This window comes from Streptomyces sp. NPDC058231 (assembly GCF_042882275.1).
Lineage (GTDB): Bacteria > Actinomycetota > Actinomycetes > Streptomycetales > Streptomycetaceae > Streptomyces.
In genome coordinates, this window is the sequence record NZ_JBHVWN010000077.1 from 1 (window position 1) to 14,619 (window position 14,619).

Here is a 14,619-nt window from a genome sequence, read left to right on the forward strand (position 1 = left end):
CTTAGTTTTTTTCTTTTTTTTGGGGGTTTTTTTTTTTTTTTTTTTTCGCGGGGGGGGGGGGGGGCGGGGGGGGGGGGGGGGGGCCGCCCCCCCCCCCCCACCCCGCTCCCATCGGCGGTCGTCGGCAACCGCGCGAAGACACACGGTGACCGGGGAAGCTCCCGCGGCCCCTCGCCCGCAGCCGGCTCCCGGTCTGCCCGGCCACCCGCAACGGACCCGTTTCCCCGGCGGGTTCACCGATGGACGCAGTGACGGTGCCGACCACGGCCGGCAGTGTGATCAGCCTGGTGCGTCCCCGGCGACGCCCGGCGCCCGGCCGGCGCCCGCCGGCGGGGAAGCGCCACGGTCCCGCAGGGTCACGGTCTCGACAACGGGGGTGGGCACGGGGGCGGGTGTGCGCACGATGGCCACGCTCCCGGTCCCGTACGGCCGAACTGCTCCTCCAGGACGGAGAGACGGCGCCAGTACTCGTCCTCCTCGATCTCGCCCGAGGCGAAGCGGCGGCCGAGCACCGCGACGGGCGACAGTTCGCCGGGGCCGCCGTGCACGGCGCGCGGGCCCCAGGGACCGCGCCGGCCGTCGCGCCGGGCCGTACGGCGCAGCACGGTGACGACGGTGATGACGACGGCCGCCCACATCAGGGGAAGGAGGAGGATCCACGGCCCGGGTCCACCGGAGTACGCCAGGGTGTTCATCCCGGTTCAGCTCCCTAGGTTCAGAGGTTCTCGGTTCAGGGTCTTTTCGAGCTGCTCCGAGCCTCGCTCCGGGGAAGGCCGAAGTCGTCCTACGGCCGGCGGCGGCGCCCGTACCCCCGTGGGAGTACGCGGCTCCACGGCGCCTGCTCCCCTCGCGCGCCAAGAGTTCTGGACTCTGTACCTACTGGTATGTACAGTGCTTCCATGAGCACTCCGGACCGCCTCGTCGAAGCCACTCAGGAGCTCCTGTGGGAACGCGGCTACGTGGGCACGAGCCCCAAAGCCATCCAGCAGTTGGCGGGCGCCGGCCAGGGCAGCATGTACCACCACTTCACGGGCAAGCCGGACCTCGCGCTGGCAGCCATCCTCCGCACGGCCGCCGAGCTGCGGGCCACTGCCGAACAGGCGCTGGGTGACGGGGGAACGGCGTACGAGCGGATCTCGGCGTACCTGAGCCGCGAACGCGACGTGCTGCGTGGCTGCCCGGTCGGCCGGCTGACGATGGACCCGGACGTCATGGCCAGCGAGGAACTGCGCGCGCCCGTCGACGAGACGATCGGCTGGCTGCGCGGGCGACTCGCCGAAATCGTCCAGGAGGGCCTGGACCGGGGCGAGTTCGATCGACCGCTGGCACCCGACGAGATCGCGGCGACGGTGGTCGCGACGGTGCAGGGCGGCTATGTGCTGGCCCGCGCCTCAGGTTCGGCGGCCGCTTTCGACGCGGGCGTCGGGGGGCTGCTCACCCTGCTGGCCCCCCGCACCGGCCCCACCGCCTGATCCCTCCCACGCCCCGCTGCGACCCGAGGAGCACCTCGCACGTGCACATCATCAGGAACCGTCCCGAGACCCGGTCCGGACCCGCCGAGCACTTCAACGGCACGGTCTGGCTCGACGAGATCGCCGCACCCGAAGCGCCTTCCCGGCTACGGATGTTCAACGTGCACTTCGCCCCCGGTGGCCACACCGCCTGGCACCGCCACCCGTACGGGCAGATCCTCCATGTCACCGAGGGCGAGGGTCTGGTGCAGCGCCGGGGCGGTCCGGTCGAGGCCGTCCGGGCGGGCGACACGGTCCGGATCGAGCCGGGTGAATGGCACTGGCACGGCGCGACGCCGAGCGCGTTCATGACCCACCTCGCCGTCGTCGAGGCCGCCGACGACGGCACCACGGCCGACTGGCACGCGCATTCCGCCGTCGACGAATACCCCGCCTGAGGAGTTCGCGATGCATGCCATGCAGTACGAGATCACGCTGCCCGCGGACTACGACATGGAGATCATCCGCACCCGGGTCGCCACCCGGGGCCACCTACTCGACACCTTCCCGGGCCTGGGCATCAAGGCATATCTGATGCGCGAACGCGGGAAGCACTCGCCGGTGAACCAGTACGCGCCGCTGTATCTGTGGACGACCCCCGCGGGCATGAACTCGTTCCTCCTGGGCCCCGGATTCCAGGGCCTCGTCGACGACTTCGGCCGTCCCGAGGTGCAGCACTGGACCGGCCTGTCGTACGCGGAGGGCGCCGCGTCCGCCGCACTCCCCCGCACGGCGACGCGGCACCGCGAGCGGATTCCGGCCTCGGTCGCCCCGGCGGCCGCGGTGGAGGAGTCGCTGGAGCGGAGCTGCCGGCTCGCGAAGACTCCCGGAGCGATCGCCACGGCACTGGCCGTCGACCCCCGCCGCTGGGAGCTGCTCCACTTCACGCTCTGGGAACACGACGACCCCGAGGCGCCCGGCGACCGGTACGAAGTACTGCGGCTGTGCGTGCCGGAGCGAGCGCGGCTCGGGGACGGACGACAGTGGTAGCCACCGTCCGCACGGTCCTCGGGGACGTACCGGCAGGCGAGTTGGGCGTGTGCGACGCACATGACCACCTCTTCCTGCGCAGCCCCGTGCTGCCGGGTCAGGAGCTGGACGATCCCGGTCGGGCGGCCGACCGGCTGCGCGCCTTCCACGGGCTGGGCGGCGGTTCGGTGGTGCAGTGGACTCCGTACGGCATGGGCCGCGGGGCGGACAGCCTGGCAGAGCTGGCCCGTTCGACGGGTACGCATCTGGTGGCGGCCACCGGACTGCACCAGGCGGCACACTACGCGGCGGAGTTGCTCGACCGGTTCCAGGACACCCTGGCGGAACTGTTCGTCAGGGAGCTGACCGTGGGGATCGGCTCCACGGGCGTACGGGCCGGTCTGATCAAGGTCGCCGGGGCCTTCCACGGAGTCGACGCCCACGCGCGCCTCACCATGACGGCAGCCGCCGAGGCGCATCACCGCACGGGCGCGCCGATCGCCGTCCACCTGGAGTTGGGTACCGGTGCGCTCGACGTGCTGGATCTGCTGTGCGGGGAATGCGGCGTGCCCCCGCACCGGGTGATCCTCGGCCATCTCGGCCGGTCACCGGATGGCGTGGTCCAGCGCGAAGCCGCGCGGGCGGGAGCGTTCCTCGCCTTCGACGGTCCGTCCCGGGCCAATCACGCGACGGACTGGCGGCTGCCGGAGGAACTCGCCGCGCTCACCGAGGCGGGTTTCGGGCCACAGTTGCTGCTCGGCGGAGACGCCACGGTGCCGGAGACGCCCGGGATGCCGTATCTGCTGCGGAGATTGCGGCCCCGTCTCGAACACACCCTGGGCAAGGGCCTGTTGGACCTGGTCCTGATCGACAACCCGGCCAGGGCGTTCGCATTCGGTCCGGAAGCCTCCTGAGCGGACAGGGGTGCGGGGCCATGGCACTGCGGCTCGTCGGGACGGGCGCTGTCTGTACCGCTGTACGGATTCTGTCGGAGTTCCACCGGCGGGTGGCGTGAATCCGCCAGGCCGGGTCACATGGAAGGTATGACGTCCACTGACGTAACGACAGACAAGTCCGGGAAGCCGGACAGGACCGGAGAGAAGAGCCGGCGGTCCGGGCACCGTACCCACCGCTGGGGGAAGGCCGTTGCCGTCTGTGCCGCCGCCGTGGTCCTGCTGCTCCTGGGCACCCGGCTCAGCCTGCTGCCGGCCCTCGGGGACATCTTCGGCTCCGAGACCAAGGACCGTTCCGGTCCGGCGGTGCTCAAGTCGATCCAGGACATGAGCTCGTACGAGGCGGCCTCCGGCAATTTCCAGGTCGTCGTGGACCTGGAGAAGGACGCCAAGTTCCTGCCGGACGTGATCCGTGGAACCCGCACGCTGTATGTCGGCGCGGGAACCGTCGGCGCCTCCGTGGATCTCGGCAAGGTCACCGGCAACGGCGTTGTCGTCAACAAGGACCGCACCACCGCCGAACTCCGGCTGCCCCACGCGGTACTGGGCAAACCGGCGCTGGACCCGGACCGCTCCTACGCCGTGTCCAAGCAACGAGGCCTCCTCGACCGGCTCGGGGACTTCTTCTCCGACAACCCCGGCAGCGAGCAGGCGGTCAACAAACTCGCCGCGAAGCACATCGGGGAGGCGGCCGAGGAAAGCGGTCTGACGCAACGGGCCGAGAAGAACACCACGAGCATGCTCCAGGGTCTGCTCGGCTCGCTCGGCTTCGAGAAGGTCACCGTGCACTACGGTGACGCGGCCCGGTGACCGACCGGGACATCCGCGCGGCGCCGCCGGAACCGGCCGCCGCCCTCCCATTGCCGGTCGGGCTCAGGCGAGCGCGGCCAGCGGGTCGTCGAGCACCGGCTGCCAGGCCAGCTCGGCCGCGCCGACCAGGCTGTTGTGATCGAGGGTGCACGGCAGGATCGGCACGCTGCCGCTGCGCCCCCACAGGCTCCGGTCGGCGACGACGGCGCGCAGTCGCTCCGGGTCCGCGTCGAGCAGCGCGCGGTGCAGACCGCCGAGAATGATGCGGTCCGGGTTGAGGATGTTGACCAGCCCCGCCAGTCCGAGGCCGAGCCGGTCGATCAGCTCCTCGGCCGCGCCCCGTACCGCGGCGTCCCCGTACTCCGTGCGCAGCAGATCGCTCGCCTGCTTGAGGAGGGACTCCTCGGGGCCGGGCTCGCGGCGGGCGGCGATCAGGAAGGCGAGCGGGTCGGTCTCGACGTCGAGGCAGCCGCGCCCGCCGCAGTGGCAGGGGCGCCCTTCGGGGTTGACGGTGAGGTGGCCGACCTCCAGGGCCAGTCCCGAACTGCCGGTGTGCAGACGGCCGTCGAGGACGAGCGCGCCGCCGACGCCGCGATGCCCCGTGGCCACGCAGAGCAGATGCTGGGCACCGCGGCCTGCGCCGTGCCGGTGCTCGGCGAGTGCGGCGAGGTTGACGTCGTTGCCGGTGAACGCGGGGCCCGGGATGCCCGCTTCGCGTACGCAGGTGGCGAAGATCTCACGCACCTGGGCGCCTGCCGGCCAGGCGATGTGCAGCGGATTGAGGGCGGTTCCCTCCGGTTCGGCCACGGCGGAGGGGACGGCGAGGCCCGCGCCGACACAGCGCAACCCGGTGTCGCGCAGCAACCGGGCGCATGCGTCGACGACTTCGCCCACGACCTGTGCCGGGTCCGATGTGACCGTGACGCAGCCCGGGTCGGTGGCGACGAGCCGCCCGCCGAGACCCACCAGTGCGGCACGGAACCCATCGGCGTGCACCTGCGCGGCGATGGCGACCGGGCCCGACTCCCGGATGGCCAGCCGGTGGGAGGGGCGGCCCTGCGAGCCCGCCGCGGAGCCGGGGCTGGAGTCGACGCGGATGAGGCCGAGCGCCTCCAGTTCCGCGGCGACCGCACCCGCGGTCGCGCGAGTGACGCCGAGCTCCGAGGTGAGCACGGCGCGAGTGGGCGCGCGTCCGGTGTGGACCAGCTCCAGCGCAGGTCCGAGCGCGCTCCGGCCTCTGTCCAACTTCGTCCGGGTGGTGGTCGCCTTGCCGTTCATGGGGGCGAGTCTCCCATGATCCGGAGCCTCCGCCGACGCTTCGGTGACGTACCCGCGCCCGCTCCCGGCCTTGAAGGCGCCTCGCCGCAGGCTGCGGCCGGTCCGGGGCCGCCCGCCGTCTTGCGTCCGTTGCCAGGGGGCCCCTATGCTGACTTTGTGCCGCAACTAAACAAACTGCGGACGGCCCTACCGGGGGGAACTGGCGGAGACACCGCCCCACCCGTGTCGGCCCGCCTCCGTACCGCGCTGACCGTGTTCTTCGCCCTTGACGGTTTTCTCTTCGCCGGCTGGGTGGTCCGCATCCCGGCCATCAAGCACCAGACCGGCGCCTCGGCCTCCGCCCTCGGCCTCGCCCTCCTCGGTGTCTCCACCGGAGCCGTCATCACCATGATGCTGGCGGGGGGCCTCTGCCGGCGGTTCGGCAGCCATCCCGTGACCGTGGTCTGCGGCGTGCTCCTCTCCCTCGCCATCGCCCTGCCGGCACAGACACATTCGGCGCTCTCGCTCGGGCTGGTACTCCTGGTCTTCGGCGCCGCGTACGGCGCGATGAACGTGGCGATGAACAGCGCCGCGGTCGACCTCGTCGCCCGTCTGCGACGCCCCGTGATGCCCAGCTTCCACGCCGCGTTCAGCCTCGGCGGCATGCTCGGCGCCGGGGTCGGCGCGCTGGTGGCCGGCGGCCTCTCCCCCGCCGCTCACCTCGCCGTGCTCACCGGCGTCGGACTGCTCGTCACCGCCCTCGCGGGACCGGTCCTGCTGCGACACCCGGCCCCCCGGACGGTGGCCGCGACGGGTACCGCCGGGCAGCCGCGCCGCATGACGGGACGCACCCGCAACGTGGTGCTGATGTTCGGCGTGATCGCGCTCTGCACCGCGTACGGCGAAGGGGCACTGGCCGACTGGAGCGCACTCCACCTCGAACAGGACCTGCACGCCCGTCCGGGCGTCGCCGCTGCCGGATACTCTCTCTTCGCCCTGGCCATGACTGCCGGTCGGCTCACCGGCACCGCACTCCTGGAGCGGCTCGGGCAGACCCGCACGCTCGTCACGGGTGGCATCGCCGGGGCGGCCGGCATGCTTCTCGGCTCGCTCGCCCCGACCACCTGGCTCGCCCTGCTCGGCTTCGCCGTCGCCGGTCTCGGCCTGGCCAACATCTTCCCCGTCGCCGTGGGCAGGGCCGGAGAGCTGGCCGGTTCGAGCGGAGTGGCCGCCGCGTCGACGATCGGTTACGGCGGGATGCTGCTGGGGCCGCCCGCGATCGGATTCCTGGCCGACTGGGTCTCGCTGCCCGCGGCGCTCACGACGGTGGCGGTGCTGGCAGGGGCGGCGGCGACGCTGGGGTACGCCGCGCGCCGTGCGGTGACCAACAGCTGAGCGGCGTATCCACCCGGAACGCTCGGCGCCCCGCGTACCGATGCCCGGTTGAGCAGACGTTGCCGGGCGGGCCCCTCTCCCCCGGACGCACGACGGAGGTATCGACCGTCGACGGGGAGCAGATCATGGACAAGCGGTCACGGACAAGCTGCACCCGCGCGGGCTCGGACGCCCCCGAACCGGGCCTGTCCGTCCTGTTCGCGCTCGTCGCGTCGGTCTCCGCTGCAGACGCTCGCCATCGGCCGGTCCGTACGGCTGGTACGCGGCGACGGACGCTCCCGCTCCGCTCGCCCCCCGGGGCGAGCGGAGCCGCTGGCATGATCTCCGCCATGGAAACCATGGAGATCACGGACCACATCAAGTCCCTGGCCGAGGCGGGTCATCTGCTGGCCGCCGCGGCGGAGCAGGCGGGGCCCGGCGCACCGGTGCCGACGTGCCCGGGCTGGCAGGTACGCAGTCTGCTCCGGCACACCGGCATGGTGCACCGCTGGGCGGCCACGTACGTCACCGAGGGGCACACCTCGTACCGTCCCGACGGCGGAGAACCCGACCTCGACGGCGGCGCGCTGCTCGACTGGTTCCGTGAAGGGCACGGCGGACTGGTGGACGCTCTGGCCCACGCCCCTGCCGACCTGGAGTGCTGGACGTTCATGCCCGCGCCCTCACCGCTGGCGTTCTGGGCACGGCGGCAGGCGCACGAGACGACGATCCACCGGGTGGACGCCGAGTCCGCACGCGGCGGTCCGCTGTCACCGGTGACAGCCGTCCGCGCGCTGGACGGGATCGGTGAACTGCTTCTCGGGTTCCACGCGCGACCGAAGAGCAGGGTGCGCACCCAGGAGCCCCGCACACTGCGCATACGCGCGACGGACACGGACACGGCGTGGACCGTGCGGCTGTCGCCGGAGCCACCCCGCGCCGCGCGCACGTACGGCTGCGAAGTCGGGGGTGTGGACTGCGAGTTGAGCGGAACGGCCGAGGAGCTCTACCTCACGCTCTGGAACCGGCTGCCGGTCACGGCGGTCACCGTGACGGGCGACCCGGGGCTCGCGACCCTGTGGTGCGAGAACTCCGGGGTCACCTGGTCCTGACCGACGTACCGGACCAAGGGCGGGCCGTTCCTGCGGCGGTCCGCGCCGGACTCGGACGGTCCGGACTCGGACGGTCCGGACTCGGGCGGTCCGGACTCGGGCGGTCCGGACTCAGGCGGTCGCGCCGTTCAGCATCCGCGCAAGCACCGAGCGCTGCAACGGCTTCACCTCGGCGTGGCGCGCCCGGCCCTTCGCCGTCAGCTCGACCCGGACGCCCCGCCGGTCCTCACTGCACATCCCGCGGCAGACGAGTTCGTCCTTCTCCAGCCGCGCGATCAGGCGGGACAGCGCACTCTGGCTGAGATGGACGCGGGAGGCCAGCTCCTGTACGCGACAGGCCGCGCCACCGTCCTCCGACGCGCCTTCCGCGAGGATGTCGAGCACCTCGAAATCACTGGCGCCGAGTCCGTGCCGATGCAGCTCACGATCGAGCTCGCACAAGGTCCTGGCGTGCAGCGCAAGAATGTCCCGCCACTCGTCGACGAGCACCTGCTCGGGCTTGTTCGCTGCCATGCCCGCACGTTAGCAGAGATGGACGGGTTTGTTGCATCGGAATTAAATGCATCTGCATTCAATGCATGTGCATGTACTGTGCCGCTCATGACCACTCCGCTCAGCGTCCCCGATTCCCATGAGCGCTGGAGCCCACGCCTGTGGGGCACCCTGCTCGTACTCTGCGCCGCGATGTTCCTGGACGCGCTCGACGTCTCCATGGTCGGCGTCGCGCTCCCCTCCATCGCCGACGATCTCGATCTGACCACCTCGGCCCTGCAATGGATCGTCAGCGGCTACATCCTCGGCTACGGCGGGCTGCTCCTCCTGGGCGGCCGCGCGGCCGATCTGCTGGGCAGGCGCCGGGTCTTCCTGATCGCCCTCGGTGTCTTCGCTCTCGCCTCGCTGCTCGGCGGATTCGTCGACTCCGGACCACTTCTGATCGCCAGCCGCTTCATCAAGGGGCTGAGCGCCGCGTTCACCGCACCGGCCGGGCTCTCGATCATCACCACGACGTTCAAGGAGGGTCCGCAGCGCAACCGCGCCCTGTCGATCTACACCACCTGCGCGGCCACCGGCTTCTCCATGGGCCTGGTGCTGTCCGGCCTGCTCACTCAGCTGTCCTGGCGCTGGACCATGCTGCTGCCCGCCCCCATCGCGCTGATCGCCCTGGTCGTCGGGGTCAGGCTGATCCCGCACAGCGACCGCGAGGACAGCCGCCGAGGCTACGACCTGCCGGGCGCGGTCACCGGCACGGCCGCCATGCTCCTACTGGTGTACACCGTCGTGCAGGCGCCGGAAGCCGGCTGGGCGTCCGCCCGCTCCCTGCTCTCCTTCCTCGCCGTCGCCGTACTGCTCACGGTCTTCGTCATCGTCGAACGGCGCAGCGTGAGCCCGCTGATCCGGCTCGGTGTGCTGCGTTCCGGCAGCCAGGTCAGGGCGCAGCTCGGTGCCGCGGCGTTCTTCGGCAGCTACGTCGGCTTCCAGTTCCTGGTCACCCAGTACATGCAGTCGCTGCTCGGCTGGTCCGCGCTGCAGACGGCGCTCGCGTTCCTGCCCGCCGGCGCCCTGGTCGCGCTGTCCTCGACGAGGATCGGCGATGTGGTGGACCGGTTCGGTACACCACGCGTGATCGCCGCCGGCTTCACCTTCCTCGTCGTCGGCTACGCGCTCTTCCTGCGGATCACACTCACCCCGTCGTACGCGGCGGTCATCCTGCCCTCCATGCTGCTGCTCGGCGCCGCCTGCGCACTGACCTTCCCCTCGCTCAACATCCAGGCCACCAACGGTGTGCACGACGACGAGCAGGGCATGGTCTCCGGCCTGCTGAACACCTCGGTCCAGGTGGGCGGGGCCATCTTCCTGGCCGTCGTCACCGCGGTGATCACGGCGCACGGCAGCGGTGACGGCTCCCCGCAGGCGGTGCTCGACAGCTACCGTCCCGGCCTGCTGGTGGTGACGGTGATCGCGTTCCTCGGACTGCTGATCACCCTCACCGGGCTGCGCCGCAACCGTCCCGTGCAGCACACCGTGCTGGTCGCGTCCTCCGCGGGCGACCGGGCGGTCGCGGAGGCTACGGCTACGGCTACGGCTACGGCTACGGAGAGGGTGCCGGTACGGGAATGACCGTCGGGGTGCGGTGCCCGATGAACGACGGTCCGCGCCCGCCCCACCACCGGCCGGCGAGAAGGTGAACGGGGGTCGTGGACGGCGAGGTGTCCTTGCCCGCCGCCCACGACCCCCGCCAGACTTCGGACATGGGACGGAGAAGCCAGGAGGACCGGGACGCGATGACCGTCGAGATCGGCTTCGCCCTGGCGACCGGAGTTCTCCTGGCCGCCACCGCGTTCGTCTGCGTCGGTGCCACCACCCTGTACCTCGATCTGCCGCGTGCGGCGGAGCGAGTGGTGCTCCTGGGGGGAGCCGTCGTCGCAGCCACGGTCTTCGTCGCCCGCCTCGTCGACGTGCTGTGGGGTTTTCCCCGCGGCGTGACCGGTCGCCCGGACGCCCAACACCGCACCCGGGCTGCGGATCAGCCGAGCCAGCCGGGCCGTACCAGCCCCGACTCATAGGCGAGTACCACCAGTTGAGCCCGGTCGCGGGCGCCGAGCTTCACCATGGCGCGGCTGACGTGAGTCTTGGCGGTGAGCGGACTGACGACCAGCCGGCGGGCGATCTCCTCGTTGGAGAGGCCTATGCCGACCAACGCCATCACCTCCCTCTCACGTTCGGTGAGCCGGCTCAGTCCGGCCGCGGCCGCGGGCTCCTTGGAACGGGCCGCGAACTCGGAGATCAGCCGGCGCGTCACCCCGGGCGAGAGCAGGGCGTCCCCGCCCGTCACGGCCCGCACCGCGCGCAGCAGTTCCTCCGGTTCGGTGTCCTTGACCAGGAAGCCGGAGGCGCCGGAGCGGATCGCCTCGAAAACGTACTCGTCGAGCTCGAAGGTGGTGAGCATGACCACCTTGACGTCGGTCAGCTCCGGGTCCCCGGTGATGGCACGAGTCGCGGCCAGGCCGTCGAGCAGCGGCATGCGGATGTCCATCAGTACGGTGTCCGGGCGCAGTTCGCGCACCAGCCGTACGGCTTCCGCGCCGTCGGCGGCCTCGCCCGCCACCTCGATGTCGGGTTGGGCGTCCAGCAGGGCGCGGAATCCTGCCCGGACCAACAGCTGGTCATCGGCGAGCAGTACGCGGATCACGGTCTCTCCTCGTTCGTGTTCTGCGCATTCTCCACGGTCGGCGCCGAGTGCAGCGGAAGGCCGGCCACCACCCGGAAACCGCCGTCGGGACGCGGTCCCGCCTCGATCGAGCCGCCCAGAGCGGCAGCCCGCTCCCGCATGCCGGCCAGTCCGTTGCCACTGCCGCCGGCCTCGCCGCCGGTGGCGGGTCCGTCATCGTCCACGAGGAGCCGCAGACCCTCGGCACGACAACCGATCCGGACCCGTGCGGTACGCGAGCCGGAGTGCCGCACCACGTTCGTCAGCGCCTCCTGAACGATCCGGAAGGCGGCCAGATCCGTACCGGGCGGGATCGAGCCACGCGCGCCGTCCGTCTCCACCGTGACGGTCAGTCCGGCGCTCGCCGCCTGGTCGACGAGCTCGGGCAGCCGGTCGAGACCTGGGGCCGGGGCCCTGGGGGCGTCGCCCGGGGCACGGAGCGTGTCGAGGACCTGGCGGACCTCGCCGAGCGCCTCCTTGCTGGCCGCCTTGATCGTGGTGAGGGCAGTGCGCGCCTGCTCGGGGTCCGAGTCGAGCAACGCGAGGCCGACCCCTGCCTGGACATTGATGACCGAGATGCTGTGCGCGAGCACATCATGGAGCTCCCGGGCGATCCGGAGCCTCTCCTCGTCGGCCCGCCGCCTCTCCGCGGCGTCCCGCTCGGCCCGCTGTGCAGCCCACTGCTCGCGGCGTACGCGTGCGAACTCCGCTGCCGCAAGGATCGCCACCACCCAGGCGGCGATCACCAGCTCCTGCCCCCAGGGCGCGGCCGAGTCGCTGCCCGGCGGGAGCCGGCGGTAGAGCCAGTGCGCCACCAGCAGATGCCCCACCCACACCATCGCCACGGCCACCCAGGCGGCCCGCCGGTGCCCCGCGACGATCGCGCTGAAGCAGCCGACGGCCACGGCGAGGAAGACCGGACCGTACGGATAGCCGGCAGCCAGATAGATCATGGCCGCGGCCGAACTGACGAAGACCGTCAGGACAGGGCGGCGATGACGCAGCAACAGGACGGCAACCGCGACCAGGAGCAGTACCCGGGCGAAGACGTCCAGCGGCACGCGCTCACCGAGCTGGCCGCGTGCCGCGACGGACGAACCGATCATGACGACCGCGCCGACCAGCACGGTGGACCGCCAGGGCAGCCGGGCGGCGGACCGTCCACGCGTCACCGCCTGCCGGCGCCGCGGATCGTCGCGGCTCCCGGGTCCGCCGCCCCTTCCGAACCACCGGGACCCGTCGGTCCTCGCGTGCGCCCAGCGCCGCCGCGGCGGTCGGCCCTGCTCCCAGGGGGGACCGCTTCCTTCTGAGCGCTGCTCTTCCATACCGGCAACGCTAGACCGCAGGCCACGGCGGCGGCGTCAGCCCGGCGTGGTGATCGGGCCTACTCCCCGCGGAGTACGCCGTCGGAGCGGACGGCAGGCCGGGGCAGGCGTGAGGCGGCGCGCGAGATGGGGTCCCGCAGCCCTCGAACCTCCGCTGACCCATCGCTGCCACGGGACCACCCGGCCTGCGCCGGTCTTCCGGTCGACGATCCGGTGGGCCCCGCTCGGGGCGATGACTACGGCGTGCCGGGCAGCCGGACCGTGACGAGGAGGCCGCCGGCGGGGCGGGGGGCGAGGTCGAGGGTCCCGTCGTGGGCGCGGACGATGCTGTGCACGATGGCCAGGCCGAGGCCGACGCCGGCGTGCTCGTCGGTGCGTACGCGTTCCGTCCCGCGCCGGAAGGGTTCGGTCAGGGTCGGTACCAGTACCGGTGGGAGCCGACGGCCCGTGTTCTCGACCCGCAGCACGCTCGTGTCGCGGTGCGCCTCGGTGTGGACCGTCACGGTGCCGCCGGCGGGGAGGTTGTGGACAATGGCGTTCTGGACGAGGTTCGTCACCATCCGCAGCAGGAGCTCCGCGGATCCTCCGGCCCGAGCCGCCCCGCCGGTGACGTCGAGCGTGATCCGGCGCTGCTCGGCGAGGTGAAGCAGCGTTTCGGCGGCTTCCTCGGCGAGCAGGGAGAGGTCGACGCTCTCGCGGGTGAAGTTTCCGCGGTCGCCGCGGCTGAGCAGTAGAAGGGCCTCGGTGAGGTCGATCGCCCGCGTGTTGACAGCATGCAGGCGTTCGATGAGTTCGCCCCGGTCCGCCGTCGGGTCCTTGCGGGCGACGTCGAGGAGCGTCCGCGAGATGGCCAGCGGGGTCCGCAGTTCGTGGGAGGCGTTCGCGGCGAACCTCTGCTGCTCGGCGACGTGGGACTCGAGTTGTTCGAGCATCGAGTCGAACGCGTCGGAGAGTTCACGGAATTCGTCCTGGCGGCCCTTCATGCGGATCCGGTGGGACAGCGACCCGTTCCCGGCCATACGTGCCGCATCCGCGATCTGTGTGAGTGGTGCGAGCATCCGGCCGGCGAGGATCCATCCTCCCAGGAGGCCGAACACGAGCAGGAAGACCATCGCCACGGCCGCGGCGGGGGCGAAGGTGTGCACAAGGAGGTAGCGGTTGGGCGAGATCCCGAGAAGGCCCTTGGGGGTGTCGGGCACGTAGCGCAGCAGGAACATCCACACCACGGTCAGCAGCAGAGCGCCGGCGACGGCGAGGAACCCGGCGTAGCTGAGGGCGAGTTTCAGTCGGGCGCTGAGCCCTGGGCGTCTATGCATACGTACTGCCGGGGGTGGTGCTGTCCGTACCGGTGTCGATCCGGTAGCCGACGCCGGGCACCGTGACGATGATCCATGGTTCGCCGAGCCGTTTGCGCAGCGCCGAGACGGTGATGCGCACGGCGTTGGTGAGGGGGTCGGCGTTCTCGTCCCAGGCCCGTTCCAGCAGCTCCTCGGCGCTGACGACCCCGCCCTCGGCGGTGACGAGGACTTCCAGCACGGCGAACTGTTTGCGGGTGAGCGCGACGTAGTGTCCGTCGCGGAAGACCTCCCGGCGGAAGGGGTCGAGCCGCAGGCCCGCGATCTCGCGGACCGGGGGCCGGGCATACGCGCGTCTGCGGTCGAGCGCCCTCAGCCGCAGGACGAGCTCCCGCAGTTCGAACGGTTTGGTCAGGTAGTCGTCGGCGCCGAGCCCGAACCCGGAAGCCTTGTCGTCGATCCGGTCGGCGGCGGTGAGCATGAGGATCGGGATGCCGCTGCCGGAGGCGACGATGCGCCGGGCGACCTCGTCGCCGGAGGGGCCGGGGATGTCACGGTCGAGGACCGCGAGGTCGTAGGAGTTGACGCCGAGCAGTTCCAGGGCGGAGTCACCGTCGCCTGCGACGTCGGCGGCGATCGCCTCCAGCCGCAGACCGGCACGGACGGCTTCGGCCAGGTAGGGCTCGTCCTCCACGATCAGTACACGCATGACCGAAGCCTAGGACCGACCGGCAATGGGAGGGTCCGGTGCGTGCAGCTGCAAGGCGGAGGGCCGAACCATGGCGGAGCCATGGTGAGTGACGAC

The 14,619-nt window shown here is 71.6% G+C and carries 16 protein-coding genes; 9 read left to right on the forward strand and 7 right to left on the reverse strand.

The window, feature by feature from the left end; translation table 11 throughout:
* Positions 1-356: 356 nt before the first annotated feature.
* On the reverse strand, positions 357-695 hold the full coding sequence (locus ACFVXE_RS32765; protein ID WP_389676702.1) for an SHOCT domain-containing protein: 339 nt from the start codon (positions 693-695) through the stop codon (positions 357-359).
* A 204-nt stretch (positions 696-899) separates the two neighbouring features.
* Here ACFVXE_RS32765 and ACFVXE_RS32770 point away from each other — a divergent pair, with 204 nt between their 5' ends.
* From ACFVXE_RS32770 to ACFVXE_RS32790, 5 genes are all read left to right on the forward strand, one after another.
* Complete coding sequence (locus tag ACFVXE_RS32770) at positions 900-1,472, forward strand: TetR/AcrR family transcriptional regulator (protein WP_389676704.1); 573 nt, start codon at positions 900-902, stop codon at positions 1,470-1,472.
* Positions 1,473-1,513: 41 nt separating this feature from the next.
* A complete protein-coding gene (locus ACFVXE_RS32775; RefSeq protein WP_389676706.1) occupies positions 1,514-1,909 on the forward strand; it encodes a cupin domain-containing protein in 396 nt (131 codons plus the stop codon).
* A 10-nt stretch (positions 1,910-1,919) separates the two neighbouring features.
* A complete protein-coding gene (locus tag ACFVXE_RS32780; protein ID WP_389676707.1) occupies positions 1,920-2,501 on the forward strand; it encodes a DUF4865 family protein in 582 nt (193 codons plus the stop codon).
* Entirely contained in the window at positions 2,495-3,394 is a 900-nt protein-coding gene (locus ACFVXE_RS32785) for a phosphotriesterase (protein WP_389676709.1), read from the forward strand. The genes ACFVXE_RS32780 and ACFVXE_RS32785 overlap by 7 nt, the downstream gene beginning before the upstream one ends.
* 129 nt (positions 3,395-3,523) lie before the next feature.
* A complete protein-coding gene (locus ACFVXE_RS32790; RefSeq protein WP_389676710.1) occupies positions 3,524-4,243 on the forward strand; it encodes a DUF4230 domain-containing protein in 720 nt (239 codons plus the stop codon).
* 63 nt (positions 4,244-4,306) lie between these two features.
* Here the strand turns inward: ACFVXE_RS32790 and ACFVXE_RS32795 are convergent, their stop codons facing one another.
* Complete coding sequence (locus tag ACFVXE_RS32795) at positions 4,307-5,521, reverse strand: ROK family protein (RefSeq protein WP_389676712.1); 1,215 nt, start codon at positions 5,519-5,521, stop codon at positions 4,307-4,309.
* Between the two features lie 156 nt (positions 5,522-5,677).
* Between ACFVXE_RS32795 and ACFVXE_RS32800 the strand changes: the two genes are divergently transcribed.
* Both ACFVXE_RS32800 and ACFVXE_RS32805 read left to right on the forward strand, forming a co-directional pair.
* Complete coding sequence (locus ACFVXE_RS32800; RefSeq protein ID WP_389676714.1) at positions 5,678-6,895, forward strand: MFS transporter; 1,218 nt, start codon at positions 5,678-5,680, stop codon at positions 6,893-6,895.
* Between the two features lie 338 nt (positions 6,896-7,233).
* The gene (locus ACFVXE_RS32805) at positions 7,234-7,986 is read left to right on the forward strand and encodes a maleylpyruvate isomerase family mycothiol-dependent enzyme (protein WP_389676757.1); all 753 of its coding nucleotides are present in this window, start codon (positions 7,234-7,236) and stop codon (positions 7,984-7,986) included.
* Between the two features lie 111 nt (positions 7,987-8,097).
* Here the strand turns inward: ACFVXE_RS32805 and ACFVXE_RS32810 are convergent, their stop codons facing one another.
* On the reverse strand, positions 8,098-8,499 hold the full coding sequence (locus tag ACFVXE_RS32810; RefSeq protein WP_389676715.1) for a MarR family winged helix-turn-helix transcriptional regulator: 402 nt from the start codon (positions 8,497-8,499) through the stop codon (positions 8,098-8,100).
* Between the two features lie 87 nt (positions 8,500-8,586).
* Here ACFVXE_RS32810 and ACFVXE_RS32815 point away from each other — a divergent pair, with 87 nt between their 5' ends.
* Entirely contained in the window at positions 8,587-10,104 is a 1,518-nt protein-coding gene (locus ACFVXE_RS32815) for an MFS transporter (protein WP_389676717.1), read from the forward strand.
* Between the two features lie 131 nt (positions 10,105-10,235).
* Positions 10,236-10,550 (forward strand): DUF6332 family protein, encoded by a 315-nt coding sequence (locus ACFVXE_RS32820; RefSeq protein WP_389676719.1) that lies wholly within the window; start codon positions 10,236-10,238, stop codon positions 10,548-10,550.
* On the opposite strand, the gene ACFVXE_RS32825 is transcribed toward ACFVXE_RS32820, so the two are convergent.
* The 4 genes from ACFVXE_RS32825 to ACFVXE_RS32840 form a co-directional block, all read right to left on the reverse strand.
* Entirely contained in the window at positions 10,511-11,176 is a 666-nt protein-coding gene (locus ACFVXE_RS32825) for a response regulator (RefSeq protein ID WP_389676721.1), read from the reverse strand. The genes ACFVXE_RS32820 and ACFVXE_RS32825 overlap by 40 nt on opposite strands.
* Positions 11,173-12,519, reverse strand: coding sequence for a sensor histidine kinase (locus tag ACFVXE_RS32830; RefSeq protein WP_389676723.1), 1,347 nt, complete (start codon positions 12,517-12,519; stop codon positions 11,173-11,175). The genes ACFVXE_RS32825 and ACFVXE_RS32830 overlap by 4 nt, the downstream gene beginning before the upstream one ends.
* A 236-nt stretch (positions 12,520-12,755) precedes the next feature.
* A complete protein-coding gene (locus ACFVXE_RS32835) occupies positions 12,756-13,835 on the reverse strand; it encodes a sensor histidine kinase (RefSeq protein WP_389676725.1) in 1,080 nt (359 codons plus the stop codon).
* The gene (locus ACFVXE_RS32840; protein WP_389676727.1) at positions 13,828-14,523 is read right to left on the reverse strand and encodes a response regulator transcription factor; all 696 of its coding nucleotides are present in this window, start codon (positions 14,521-14,523) and stop codon (positions 13,828-13,830) included. Before ACFVXE_RS32840 ends, ACFVXE_RS32835 begins: the two co-directional genes overlap by 8 nt.
* Positions 14,524-14,619: the final 96 nt, after the last annotated feature.